This window comes from Yokenella regensburgei ATCC 49455 (assembly GCF_000735455.1).
GTDB classification, from domain to species: Bacteria; Pseudomonadota; Gammaproteobacteria; order Enterobacterales; family Enterobacteriaceae; genus Yokenella; species Yokenella regensburgei.
On sequence record NZ_JMPS01000064.1, the window covers coordinates 178,495 to 190,844 of the forward strand.

A 12,350-nucleotide genomic window follows, 5' to 3' on the forward strand; every position below is an offset into this window, starting at 1 on the left:
TGATGATATGATATTGGCCGCTTGCCGCATCCGTGTCATGGCGAGGGCGCAAAAAAGCAAAAAAAAACACTGCCGCAGCAGTGTTTTCCTGTTCATGCCTGCCGGCCAAGGGTAACCGACATGCAGAGAATTTACGAACGGCTCAGAACCCGGCGCGCTTCGTTGTAGCGTTTATTCCAGTATGGCTCGTTCATGCTGGAGATAGTTACGCCGCTGCTGGTGGAGGCGTGAACAAACTGGTTGTTGCCGATATAAATCCCGACATGACGACCCGTTGAGCCTGCACGGAACAGAACTAAATCACCGGTACGCAGCTGATTGCGCTTAATTGATTTACCGGTTTCCTGTTGCTCCCAGGTGGAGCGAGGTAACTCGAGGCCGAACTGCTCGCGGAATGTACGCTGTACAAAGGACGAACAATCTACGCCACGTTTGGTTTCGCCACCCAGACGGTAACGAACACCTTTCCAGCTTGCGTATTGATCCATCAGACGGGTTTTCACGTCGAGGTTACGCACCATGGTTTCAAATTCATCCTGAGAGGCTTGCAGTGACGAGGCATCTTCTATGCCCACAGCACGCGTCTCAGGATGCATATTCTTGGCGGTATTACTGGTACTACATGCGGAGAGAAGGACCGCGACTGCTACGGCGGGGATAGCCCGCAACACATATCTCAAAATCGGCTGAGATTTGACCATTTCGTTTATTTTCCCTTGAAGTCCTTAACGAAAAAATCGTTATAAAAAATGCCAAACGTGTCGAGACTAAATACCTGCCGGCAATGAGACAATTCTTTATCTACAAAACTGTGGGCTACCGCACAAAATTATTCAAAATGTGAATAATTGAGGTCTGTACAGCAAAACGAGATTGAGGTTACCTCATCAGGGTGACCATTGCGAGCGCTTTTGCCGCTTTTTTTATAAGAAAATGTGATACAGAAAGTGACAAAATAGCATAGCGCAAAATAGCAGCAATTTCGGATAAAAATTATCCAATTCGCTCATTTATAAGCGCTTTATTGTGACGAGAAGATGACAAAATTGAATAAAAAAACGGCAGTCAATTATCAAGGATCGAAAACGATCCTTGATAATGAGCGTTAATTAATTCGGATTAGTGATGGCTATTTTGCGGTGGCCATGTGGGTAAATAACGTTCAAAAAAGCCAACGACCTTGTCGCTGAGCGGAGTCATCAGTACCCAGGGCAGGCCAATCAGAACGGCAGAAAGCGATCCGACGGCAATATCGCTGAACCAGTGGGCGCCAATCATGACGCGTGGGAAGGCAAAAACCACGGTAATTATCAGGGAAATTAACAATGCTTTCACACCGAAATAACGCCACATAAAACCGCTGAATATGAGCAGCATCATCCCATGATCGCCGGGAAAACTGGCTTTTGAGGCATCTTTGGTGGGGAAAGATATTATGTCACTGACCCGATAAATATCCTTAAACCACAGCGTTGGGCTCATGCGCTTAACCGGTAGCAGATGCTGTGCCAGCTGGTTAATAGTCACTGCCGCCAACAGCATGGTCAGCCCGATGGCGATAATGCGGCGTTTGCCGTGGGCATCGCTTGAAAACCAGTAGCAGAGCATCAGGCAACCCATCGCCAGCAGGGAGCAGGCGTCAAAGGCGCGGGTATTGGTGATGGCAAGGAACCAGGCCCAGGTGCGGCTGGCACCCAGACCCTGGTTAAAGAAGTGGAAAATGGTGGAGTCCAGCGGTAACCAGTAGCCATGACTGACCGGCAGGTACCAGGATAAAAACAGCGCCGCACCTGCAGCGCTTAAGAGTAGATTCAAAGAAAGTCGGGTATTCATCACTGTACTATTTAAAACGAGAAGCAAAACGTCGCTAACGGATACGGAGCTTTAAAAGCGCACTCTGGAGGCTGTTCCAGTCGGCGTCTGACTCATTGATAAGCTCAATGCGGCTATCGGGAGGTGCTACGCTCTGCGTTTCAATATGCAGATCCAGCCCTTGGCGGTTGATACGCACCAGACCCTCCGGGATACGCATTACCCCTTTTACGCGGGTGACCGGGGCGAGCCGCGCCCACTCCAGTAAACCAATGGTATCAAACTCGGTGTCAGGGTCAAAAATCCAGCCGCAGGCGTGGTAACCCTGACCGCTGTTCGCACTGCGCCGCCAGCGCTGGTTCTCCGGCAAACTCAGGGCGGCAAGCCCTTTGCGTGAGGCGTGACTGTGAGCATGCTCGGCGCTCTCCGGCAGCGGGGTAAGGTTGCTACGCGGGAGATCCAGCAATCTTTGCGGCAGATTGCCCTGAGTGGCGATATAGCGCTCTCGGCCTTCGCCGTGTTGTTGCCACCACTGCTCCAGGGCCTGCTGGCTCTCAACGGTTGCGCGGTCAGCTTTGTTAGCGATAACCACGTCCGCCGCCGCCAGCTGGTCGCGGAAGTTTTCGTTGTTCAGCACTTTGTCGTCCAGGAGCTGACGAGGGTCAAGCAGGCACAGGGTGGCGCGCAAATCTATCCACGGCTCATAAACCGGAGCGGTCAGAATATCGAGGATTTGTTTTGGGTGCCCAAGGCCGGTGGGCTCAATAAGCAGGCGGTCGGGTTTTCCTTGTCGCAGCAGCGTGTTCAACCCCACCTGCATCGGCAGACCGTTGACGCAGCACATGCAGCCACCAGGGATCTCTTTTAACAGCGCACCGCTATCAGCGAGCAGGGCGCCATCTATACCCACTTCGCCAAATTCGTTAACCAGTACGGCCCACTTTTCGTCAGCGGGCTTATTCGCCAGCAGGTGCAGAATAGACGTGGTTTTGCCGCTACCGAGAAACCCGGTAATGAGGTTTGTTTTCGTCACGTTCGCTCCAGGAGGTCACTATTGTAATGTTGTAACAGTTCTATCCTGACGAAAAAAAGGCGAAAAGAGAAGGTTTGCGGCGGGCAGATTGCCTCTCTGCCCGCTAAATAGCAGAAACTGTTAAAGATTCAGGGTGGAAATGAGCGCCTGACGAGCACCGAGAGTACAGAGTTTTTGCCAGGTGTGATCCACGGCGGCGACAAACTGAGTATTTCGCGGCAGGTCTGCACCAAAAATTTCGCTGAGGGTCAGCAGTGCCGAAACGCGGTCTGATTCGGTGGAGTTGTCCACCAGAGTACGAATTTTATCCGCCAGCGGATCGCGCACGTCGATAGCCTGCCCCGCGTCGTCCGTCCCGCTGACGTAGCGCATCCAGCCGGCAACGCCCAGCGCCAGCAGCGGCCAGTTGGTGTGGCGGGCCAGATGAATGCGGATACCGTCGAGCATCCGCTGCGGTAGTTTCTGACTGCCGTCCATCGCTATCTGCCAGGTGCGGTGCTTCAGCGCCGGATTACTAAAACGTTCTGTCAGGCTGTCGGCATAGGCATTCAGATCAACGCCGGTGATGCTGAGCGTAGGGGCTTGCTCTTCAAGCATCAGGCGTCTGGCGGCATGACGATATGCCTCATCCTGCATGCAGTCGCTGATGTGCTGAAAACCGGCGAGATAACCCAGCCAGGCGAGGAACGAGTGGCTGCCGTTGAGCATCCTGAGCTTCATCTGTTCCCAGGGGAGTACGTTTTCCACCATCTGCACGCCCGCGGCTTCCCACTCCGGACGACCGGCAACAAAATTATCCTCCACCACCCACTGGATAAACGGTTCGCAGCTAATGGCGCAAGGATCGGCCACCCCGAGCACCACCTCGATTTCGGCGAGCGATTCATCGGTTGCCGCAGGCACGATGCGGTCTACCATCGTACCGGGGAAACTCACGTTGTCTGCAATCCAGGTTGCCAGTTCAGGTGAGCGCTTGCTGGCCATCCCGAGGACCGCGTGCTTCACCACGTGGCCATTGTCGGGAATATTGTCACATGACAGCACCGTGAAAGGAGAGAGACCACGCTCGCGGCGGCGGTGGAGCGCTTCCACCAGAATGCCCGGCGCTGAGTGCGGTTCCGTCGGATTTTCCAGGTCGTGAATGATACGCGGTTGGTTGACGTCAAGGCTGCCGGTTGCCGGGTCGATGCAGTAACCCTTCTCGGTGATGGTCAATGAAACAATCGCCACCTGCGGCTCGCAGAATTTCTCGATAATCGCGGCCAGTGAATCGAGACGCGCGTTAAGACACTCGTGTACCGCGCCAACAACAATGGCCTGATTGCCCTCAGCGCCTTTCTCCAGCACCGTAAACAGGTGATCCTGCTCGCGAAGCTGTGCCATCAGAACGTCGCCGCTGAACAGGCTTATTTCGCAAATACCCCAGTCACCACCGCGGGCGTTAAGCACCCGGTCAGTCAGTAACGCCTGGTGTGCCCGGTGGAAGGCACCAAAGCCAAAGTGCACGATCCGCGAGCGCAGAGCCTGCCGGTCATAGGTGGGGAGCTGCACGCTGTCAGGCAGGGCGGCGGTGGCGATGTTCTTCATTATATATACACCTGGATAACTAATGGTTAACAATTGCCAGTGTAAAGTTATATGACAGCAATTGAAATTGGTGTGCCGTATTTCTCTGTGGATTGTGAGCTGGATCAATCAACCTGGCGCGTTATGTTGATCATTTTGCTTAAGCCTGTATGGTAGTCGTCATTCAGCTTTCCATTATTGGTATAACAACTTGAGAGGGTGAGACAATGGAGCAAACCTGGCGTTGGTATGGACCGAACGATCCGGTATCGCTTGATGATGTGCGCCAGGCGGGCGCCACCGGTGTTGTGACCGCACTGCACCACATTCCGAATGGCCAGGTCTGGCCGATTGAAGATATTCAGAAGCGTCAGGCGATGCTGGCTGAAAAAGGACTGACCTGGTCGGTGGTTGAGAGCATCCCGGTCCACGAAGATATCAAAACCCACAGCGGCGAATACGCGACCTGGATTGCTAACTATCAGCAGAGCATCCGTAACCTCGCGGCCTGCGGTATTGATACCGTCTGCTACAACTTCATGCCTATCCTCGACTGGACCCGTACCGACCTCGAGTATCAGCTGCCGGACGGCTCCCGTGCTCTGCGTTTTGACCAGATTGCTTTCGCTGCCTTTGAACTGCATATCCTCAAACGTGAAGGCGCGCAAGCGGACTACAGCGAAGAAGAGCAGCGCCAGGCGCAAGCCTACTTCAACGCGATGAGTGCTGCAGAAATTGAAAAACTAACCCGCAATATTATCGCGGGGCTGCCGGGCGCCGAAGAGGGCTATACCCTCGATCAGTTCCGCGCACGTCTGGCGGAGTATGACAACATCAGCAAAGCTCAGCTGCGTGACAATATGGCCGTGTTCCTGCGGGCGATTGTGCCGGTAGCGGAAGAGGTGGGCGTACGTCTGGCGGTTCACCCTGACGATCCGCCGCGCCCGATCCTCGGTCTGCCGCGCATTGTTTCCACTATTGAAGATATGCAGTGGCTGAAAGAGACCGTCGACAGCATCAACAACGGCTTCACCATGTGTACCGGCTCTTATGGCGTGCGCGCCGATAACGACCTGGTGAAGATGATTGAAACCTTTGGCGATCGTATCCACTTCACCCACCTGCGTTCCACCTGCCGGGAAGAGAACCCAAAAACCTTCCACGAAGCGGCGCATTTGCACGGCGACGTCAATATGGTGGCGGTCGTTGATGCGATTCTGGGCGAAGAGCAGCGACGTAAGAAAGCGGGCGATCTGCGACCAATCCCGTTCCGTCCGGACCACGGGCACCAGATGCTTGACGATCTGAAGAAGAAAACCAACCCTGGCTATTCGGCGATTGGTCGACTGAAGGGGATGGCGGAAGTACGCGGCGTTGAGCTGGCGCTGAAGATGACCAAATATCCTGACCTGCTGTAAGCGCAGGGAAAATAAAAAAGGACGGTCGTTACCGTCCTTTTTTTATCAGTCCGCGCGACCCATGTAGCGCTTCTCTTCGATATGGATTCGGATTTTCTCACCGGTGGTGAGATATTCCGGAACCTGTACCACCAGACCGGTAGTCAACGTCGCAGGCTTGGTGCGAGAGCTCGCGGAAGCCCCTTTGATGCCCGGCGCCGTCTCAACGATTTCCAGATCGACAGTCTGCGGCAGCTCCAGCGCCAGCAGTTGGCCGTCCCAGGTCAGCACCTGCATATCCGGCATACCGCCTTCCGGAATGAACAGCAGCTCTTCTTCAATCTGATCTTTGGTAAAGGTATATGGGGTATAGTCTTCTTTATCCATGAACACGTATTCGTTGCCGTCGACGTAGGAGAAATCGACGAAGCGACGGGTCAGGGTCACGGTATCCAGAATGTCATCACCTTTAAAACGCTCTTCTACTTTAAGACCGGTACGGACGTCAGAAAAACGCATTTTGTACAGCGTTGCGGCGCCGCGGGCGCTCGGTGACTGAATGTCAATATCTTTTACAATCAGCAGCTTGCCGTTGTAGTTCAGCACCATACCTTTCTTAATCTCATTCGCTCTTGGCATTGCAGTAATCCTGTGTACAAGGGTGTCGAAAATATCGCGTCAAAGTACTCGCGCCGGGGCTTCCAGGCAAGCGGAATTCGCGGGTTTTGTGAAAAGGTGATAAGGTGCGCAACCTGACGCCCGAGAGACGCCATTATGGAATGCCGCCCCGACTGCGGTGCCTGCTGTACGGCACCTTCAATATCAAGCCCGATCCCCGGAATGCCTGGCGGCAAGCCGGCGAATACCCGCTGCGTACAGCTCTCCGACGAGAACCTGTGCAATATCTTTGGTTCGAGCCTGCGCCCGAAAGTATGTAGTAGTTTAAAACCTTCCGTTGAGATGTGTTGTACCAATCGTGAGGAAGCGATGACGTACCTGCTGTATCTGGAAGAGAGTACTTCGTAAACAGCGTGACGAGGCTCTCAACAGTTATTCCTTCAGGGAATGACTGGCATGATTATTGTTCATTTTTGGAATCCCCTACGTTTGCTATACTGCTTTCCGGATTCGCGGCTTATTAACGTTTCGTCGCTAATTTAAAAAAATAATATATTAAATAATTTTCTGTATTTCACTGTGCCCCGCAACAGGGATTTCACTCGCCAATATTATTTAAAGCGCAAAGAAATAATAATTTTCGGATTTTAGCAAGGTAAGCAAATGAACCAGAATAGTATCACTCCGGACACCCAGGATGCCTGGTATAAAATTAGTTATAAATTGTTACAGGAAGCAGGGGTAAAAATAAATGGTGATCGTCCCTGGGATATTCAGGTTAAAAACAATAAATTCTACAAGCGCGTTCTTCAGCAGGGCTCATTAGGTCTGGGTGAAAGCTATATGGATGGCTGGTGGGAATGTGAAAGACCCGATGAGTTTATTAGACGGTTATTAGAAGCTGACCTTGAATCCGTTATGACGAAACGATTTAAAGATCTGGTGAGAGTCGCAGGCGCACGGCTAATTAATTTGCAATCGAAAAAGCGTGCCTGGATTGTGGGCAAAGAACACTACGATTTGGGCAATGATCTCTTTACTCGTATGCTCGATCCGTGGATGCAATACTCCTGCGGTTACTGGCGTCATGCTACAGATCTCTTCACCGCGCAGCAGGACAAACTGCGGCTCATTTGTGAGAAGCTGCAGCTAAAAGAGGGCATGACGCTGCTCGATATTGGCTGCGGCTGGGGCGGGCTCGCCGCGTTTGCCGCGGAAAATTACGGTGTGAAAGTCACCGGAATTACCATCTCGGCGGAGCAGCAGAAGCTGGCGCAGCAGCGCTGCGAAAAGCTGGATGTCACCATCCTGTTGCAGGACTATCGGGACCTGGAGATGCAGTTTGATAGAATTGTTTCAGTGGGAATGTTTGAGCACGTTGGTCCAAAAAACTATGCGACATACTTTGAGGTGGTGAATAAAAACCTTAAGCCGAACGGCCTGTTCCTGCTGCACACCATCGGTTCGAATCAAACCGATATCAACGTTGATCCGTGGATCAATAAATACATTTTCCCCAATGGTTGTCTGCCTTCTGTTGCACACATTGCCACCGCCAGTGAACCCTGGTTTGTGATTGAGGACTTGCATAATTTCGGCCCTGATTATGACCGCACCCTGATGGCATGGTATGAGCGCTTTCTGGCAACCTGGCCTGAAATAGATAGTAACTATTCTACACGTTTTAAACGTATGTTTACCTATTACCTTAATGCCTGCGCTGGCGCATTTCGCGCCCGTAATATTCAATTATGGCAACTTGTACTGACTCGTGGAGTAAATGGCGGCCTTCAGGTACCGCGTTAACGACAATCTTTTAATAATACCGTGCAGTATTGTTATTATTTACAGGCTTGATTATGGCAAGACAATCTCAGGTGGTTAACGACAGCCTCCTCTCAGTGATTGATGGCGTATTGTGCTGGGTGGAGAATAATATAGACAATAAATTATCTGTGGACGATATAGCCCGTAAATCGGGCTACTCTCGATGGTATTTTCAACGTAAGTTTACGCTCGTGACGGGGTACACGTTAGCGAACTATATTTCCCGGCGTAAAATGACGATAGCGGCAGAGATATTGCTGAGCACCACATTATCGGCATTCAGCGTGGCGGTTTTACTGGGCTATGAGGATCAATCGACATTTAGTCGGGCGTTCCGTCGTCATTACGGGGTGCCCCCGAGCGTCTATCGACATCATGTCGATTCCTCCCCGGAACGGTTGCAGCTTCCTATTCATCTGCCGCTGGCAGAAGGGGAAGCGCTGGAGCAAATGCACCGGTAAGCCATAAGGCGAGCAGCGCTCGCCTTAGACATCCTTCACTTTAATCAGGCAGCCGACGGCAAGGATGCACATCACCAGTGCAATCCAGAAAACGGCGTGATAGCTCCAGATTTCAGCCACCACCCCGGCGAGTGAACCGGCAATGATCCAGCCCACGCGGGTGGTGTTGGTATAAAGCGTGGTGGCAGAACCGGCCTGTCCTGGCATCAGATCCTGGAAATACAGCATACCGATCCCGGCGAGAATACCGATATAGATGGCGTTCAGCAGCTGCATCGCCAGCAATAATACCGGGGAGTGAAAGGTGAGCATGCCGAGATAAAAGAGGAGCCCCGCGACGACGGCCACGCGCATCAGGAAACGCTTACCAAAGCGTCTGGCGTAATAGCCGGCAATCAACATGGTGGGGATTTCCAGCCCGGCGGCGGTGCCCATCATGACGCCGGCGAGCTTCTCCGGTAAATGCAGCTCATTGATGATATAGAGCGGCATATTAATAATATAAAGGCTGTTGGTGCCCCACATCAGCGTACAAATGGTGAATAACAGCAGCGCATCGCGGCGATTGCGGCGCGGTGCTTCCATGTGTCCGGCGGCGGCTTTTGGCTCTTTACGCATGGAGGGCAGGAAAATCATCACCATAATCCCGCACACAATAAAGGCGACCGCCGCACTCAGGTACATAACGGTGAAGCCAAAACCCATCGCCAGTGCGTAAGCCAGCGGCGGGCCAATCACCCACGCCAGCGACACCTGCGCACGCAGGATTGAGCTAAACATCACCGCTTCACGCCCTGTTTTATCCGCATGTTCGCGGGCGAGGGCAAACATCTGAGGGTTAGCCGTGGAGCCAAAGCTGCTCAGGAATACCCCGACAAAGAGCAAAATGAAGTAGTTGCGGTTCCACGCAAACAGCACGCACGCCAGCACACCTAATACGCAGCAAAAGACGATAAGGCTTTTACGGTCTCCTTTGCGATCGGAACGACCGGCAAGGAACTGGCTGACCAGAATGCCAATCACCGCGCTACCGGTGAAGAAGAACCCCACCATCGCCGGGCGCACATGGACTTCATTGGTCAGAAACAGACTGAGCGTCGGCGTTTGCAGCGCCCCGGCGATGCCGGTCAGGAAAGCAACAATAAGGAAAGACGACGACGTCACGTCGAACCCACGTCGGGGCGTAGCGGCGGTGCTGTTATGCATGAGCTATTTTTAATCAGATAAGAGACGCGCGAGTGTACGCCGGGCTTCAGCAAATAAACAGCGGCTTAAATCAAATTCAGCACAAAAAAATCAAAAAGGCATTTCACATTAAATTTGTGTGTTGCTGAACGGTGCTGAAGATCGTTGTCAGCACGACGTTTTGCTTCAGCAAATGCGAGTGAAATGTGCAGTACCTCTAAATTTTGCTATCTCATCAGCGAGAATACTTGCAGGAAACCATGGAAGGGGACAGACTCCTTGAAACGTTTCAGCGTCATCGGCCCGATGCCAGCGTCTCAAGATGGCGCCTTTTTTCTCATAAAAGCTGAAACGATTCAATTTCAGCAGGAGAGGAGAATCATGTTCCAGTTATCTGTTCAGAATATCCATCCCGGCCAACAGGCTGGCGATAAAACGGATGCCATCCGTCAGGTGGCTTCCGCTCTGGTCAGCGCAGGCAACGTCGCCGACGGTTATGTCGACGGTATGCTGGCGCGCGAGCAGCAGACGTCCACTTTCCTCGGCAACGGCATTGCTATTCCGCATGGCACTACCGACACCCGCTCGCAGGTGCTGAAAACCGGTGTTCAGGTTTATCAGTTCCCACAGGGGGTTGCCTGGGGGGAAGGGCAGACGGCGTATGTGGCTATCGGTATTGCCGCAAGCTCCGATGAACACCTTGGCCTGCTGCGTCAGCTGACGCACGTGCTGAGCGATGACAGCGTTGCTGAACAGCTGAAATCAGCAACCACCGCTGAAGAGCTGCGGGCGTTGCTGATGGGTGAGAAGCAAAGTGAAGGGCTGAAGCTTGATCTGGAAACGCTGACGCTCGACGTAGCGGCAAGCGATCTGGTCACTCTGCAGGCGCTGAACGCCGGTCGGCTGAAAGAAGTCGGTGCAGTAGACGCGGGTTTTGTGGCTCATGCGGTGAACGACAAGCCGCTGAACCTCGGGCAGGGCGTCTGGCTGAACGACAGTGCTGAAGGCAATCTGAAAAGTGCTGTCGCCGTCAGCCGCGCGGCAAACCGTTTTGAAAGTGAAGGTCAGCCTGTCTCTCTGCTGCTGACCGTCGCGATGGTTGATGAACAGCCGACGGCGGTGCTGAGTCGTTTAAGTCAGCTGCTGCTGGAGAATAAAGCTGAACGTCTGCTGAACGCAGATGCCGCGACGCTGCTGGCGATGCTTACCAGCGACGATGCGCTGGCTGAAGATGTGCTGAATGCTGAATTTGTAGTGCGCAACGAGCATGGCTTGCATGCGCGTCCTGGAACCATGCTGGTGAATACCATTAAACAGTTTAAAAGTGAAATTACCGTGACCAATCTGGATGGCAGTGGCAAACCGGCGAATGGCCGTAGTCTGATGAAAGTTGTGGCGCTGGGCGTGAAGAAGGGCCATCGCCTGCGCTTTACCGCACAGGGTGAAGATGCGCAGCTCGCGCTTAACGCCATTGGTGATGCTATCGCTTCCGGTCTTGGGGAGGGCGCGTAATGAGCAGACGTGTTGCTACCATTACATTAAACCCGGCTTACGATCTGGTGGGGTTTACCCCGGATATTGAACGTGGCGAAGTGAACCTTGTGCGCACCACCGGTCTGCACGCCGCGGGCAAAGGCATCAACGTAGCGAAAGTGCTGAAAGATCTGGGTATCGACGTCACCGTGGGCGGTTTCCTTGGTAAAGACAACCAGGATGGATTTCAGCAGTTGTTCAGCGAACTGGGGATTGCGAACCGTTTCCAGGTGGTGCAGGGCCGAACCCGCATCAACGTGAAACTGACAGAAAAAGACGGTGAAGTGACCGACTTCAACTTCTCCGGCTTTGAAGTAACGCCAGCGGACTGGGAGCGTTTCGTCAACGATTCGTTAACCTGGCTTGGGCAGTTTGACATGGTTTGCGTCAGCGGCAGTCTGCCGAGCGGCGTTAGTCCGGAAGCCTTCACCGACTGGATGACGCGTCTGCGCAGCCAGTGCCCGTGCATTATCTTCGACAGCAGCCGTGAAGCGCTTGTGGCGGGGCTGAAAGCCGCACCGTGGCTGGTGAAGCCGAACCGTCGCGAGCTTGAGATTTGGGCGGGCCGTAAACTGCCGGAAATGAAAGATGTAATTGAAGCGGCCCATGCGCTGCGCGAACAGGGAATTGCCCACGTGGTTATTTCTCTGGGCGCGGAAGGTGCGCTGTGGGTTAACGCCTCCGGGGAGTGGATTGCCAAACCGCCGTCAGTTGAGGTGGTGAGCACCGTAGGGGCAGGGGATTCGATGGTGGGCGGCCTGATTTATGGCCTGCTGATGCGCGAATCCAGTGAGCATACTTTACGTCTGGCAACGGCCGTGGCAGCACTGGCGGTGAGTCAGAGTAACGTTGGTATTACCGATCGTACCCAGTTGGCCGCGATGATGGCGCGAGTTGACTTACAACCCTTTAGTTAAC

12 protein-coding genes are annotated in these 12,350 nt (G+C 53.3%); 6 read left to right on the forward strand and 6 right to left on the reverse strand.

The genetic code is table 11. The annotated features are described in order from the left end of the window. Positions 1-131 precede the first annotated feature (131 nt). The 4 genes from mepS to GYRE_RS15215 all read right to left on the reverse strand — a co-directional run bounded on the left by mepS (position 132) and on the right by GYRE_RS15215 (position 4,432). On the reverse strand, positions 132-701 hold the full coding sequence (mepS, locus tag GYRE_RS15200; protein ID WP_006820876.1) for a bifunctional murein DD-endopeptidase/murein LD-carboxypeptidase: 570 nt from the start codon (positions 699-701) through the stop codon (positions 132-134). 418 nt (positions 702-1,119) lie between these two features. After that, positions 1,120-1,833 (reverse strand): phosphatase PAP2 family protein, encoded by a 714-nt coding sequence (locus tag GYRE_RS15205; protein WP_038256345.1) that lies wholly within the window; start codon positions 1,831-1,833, stop codon positions 1,120-1,122. Between the two features lie 34 nt (positions 1,834-1,867). Further along, entirely contained in the window at positions 1,868-2,845 is a 978-nt protein-coding gene (locus GYRE_RS15210; RefSeq protein WP_038256346.1) for a CobW family GTP-binding protein, read from the reverse strand. 120 nt (positions 2,846-2,965) lie between these two features. After that, entirely contained in the window at positions 2,966-4,432 is a 1,467-nt protein-coding gene (locus GYRE_RS15215) for a mannitol dehydrogenase family protein (RefSeq protein WP_038256348.1), read from the reverse strand. 206 nt (positions 4,433-4,638) lie between these two features. Here GYRE_RS15215 and uxuA point away from each other — a divergent pair, with 206 nt between their 5' ends. After that, positions 4,639-5,829 (forward strand): mannonate dehydratase, encoded by a 1,191-nt coding sequence (gene uxuA, locus GYRE_RS15220; RefSeq protein WP_038256350.1) that lies wholly within the window; start codon positions 4,639-4,641, stop codon positions 5,827-5,829. A 45-nt stretch (positions 5,830-5,874) separates the two neighbouring features. Here uxuA and yeiP read toward each other — a convergent pair whose 3' ends face one another. Further along, positions 5,875-6,447 carry an elongation factor P-like protein YeiP gene (yeiP, locus tag GYRE_RS15225; RefSeq protein WP_006820871.1) on the reverse strand — a complete coding sequence of 191 codons (573 nt, stop codon included), beginning with the start codon at positions 6,445-6,447 and terminating at the stop codon, positions 5,875-5,877. Between the two features lie 135 nt (positions 6,448-6,582). Here yeiP and GYRE_RS23875 point away from each other — a divergent pair, with 135 nt between their 5' ends. From GYRE_RS23875 to GYRE_RS15235, 3 genes are all read left to right on the forward strand, one after another. Continuing rightward, a complete protein-coding gene (locus GYRE_RS23875; RefSeq protein WP_006820870.1) occupies positions 6,583-6,834 on the forward strand; it encodes a YkgJ family cysteine cluster protein in 252 nt (83 codons plus the stop codon). A gap of 255 nt (positions 6,835-7,089) precedes the next feature. Then, complete coding sequence (gene cfa, locus GYRE_RS15230; RefSeq protein ID WP_038256352.1) at positions 7,090-8,232, forward strand: cyclopropane fatty acyl phospholipid synthase; 1,143 nt, start codon at positions 7,090-7,092, stop codon at positions 8,230-8,232. A gap of 53 nt (positions 8,233-8,285) precedes the next feature. Next, a complete protein-coding gene (locus tag GYRE_RS15235) occupies positions 8,286-8,714 on the forward strand; it encodes a helix-turn-helix domain-containing protein (protein ID WP_038256354.1) in 429 nt (142 codons plus the stop codon). A 24-nt stretch (positions 8,715-8,738) separates the two neighbouring features. Here GYRE_RS15235 and setB read toward each other — a convergent pair whose 3' ends face one another. Then, a complete protein-coding gene (setB, locus tag GYRE_RS15240; RefSeq protein ID WP_006820867.1) occupies positions 8,739-9,920 on the reverse strand; it encodes a sugar efflux transporter SetB in 1,182 nt (393 codons plus the stop codon). A gap of 360 nt (positions 9,921-10,280) precedes the next feature. On the opposite strand from setB, the gene fruB reads away from it, so the two are divergent. Both fruB and fruK read left to right on the forward strand, forming a co-directional pair. Further along, entirely contained in the window at positions 10,281-11,411 is a 1,131-nt protein-coding gene (gene fruB / locus GYRE_RS15245) for a fused PTS fructose transporter subunit IIA/HPr protein (protein WP_038256356.1), read from the forward strand. After that, a complete protein-coding gene (gene fruK, locus GYRE_RS15250) occupies positions 11,411-12,349 on the forward strand; it encodes a 1-phosphofructokinase (RefSeq protein ID WP_006820865.1) in 939 nt (312 codons plus the stop codon). Before fruB ends, fruK begins: the two co-directional genes overlap by 1 nt. Position 12,350 lies beyond the last annotated feature (1 nt).

Excerpts from the sequence above, each read along its gene's own strand:
- fruB (WP_038256356.1), top strand. The coding sequence starts at position 10,281 with ATGTTCCAGTTATCTGTTCAGAATATCCATCCCGGCCAACAGGCTGGC.
- mepS (WP_006820876.1), bottom strand. The coding sequence starts at position 701 with ATGGTCAAATCTCAGCCGATTTTGAGATATGTGTTGCGGGCTATCCCC.
- uxuA (WP_038256350.1), top strand. The coding sequence starts at position 4,639 with ATGGAGCAAACCTGGCGTTGGTATGGACCGAACGATCCGGTATCGCTT.
- GYRE_RS15215 (WP_038256348.1), bottom strand. The coding sequence starts at position 4,432 with ATGAAGAACATCGCCACCGCCGCCCTGCCTGACAGCGTGCAGCTCCCC.
- yeiP (WP_006820871.1), bottom strand. The coding sequence starts at position 6,447 with ATGCCAAGAGCGAATGAGATTAAGAAAGGTATGGTGCTGAACTACAAC.
- cfa (WP_038256352.1), top strand. The coding sequence starts at position 7,090 with ATGAACCAGAATAGTATCACTCCGGACACCCAGGATGCCTGGTATAAA.
- GYRE_RS23875 (WP_006820870.1), top strand. The coding sequence starts at position 6,583 with ATGGAATGCCGCCCCGACTGCGGTGCCTGCTGTACGGCACCTTCAATA.
- GYRE_RS15235 (WP_038256354.1), top strand. The coding sequence starts at position 8,286 with ATGGCAAGACAATCTCAGGTGGTTAACGACAGCCTCCTCTCAGTGATT.
- fruK (WP_006820865.1), top strand. The coding sequence starts at position 11,411 with ATGAGCAGACGTGTTGCTACCATTACATTAAACCCGGCTTACGATCTG.
- setB (WP_006820867.1), bottom strand. The coding sequence starts at position 9,920 with ATGCATAACAGCACCGCCGCTACGCCCCGACGTGGGTTCGACGTGACG.
- GYRE_RS15205 (WP_038256345.1), bottom strand. The coding sequence starts at position 1,833 with ATGAATACCCGACTTTCTTTGAATCTACTCTTAAGCGCTGCAGGTGCG.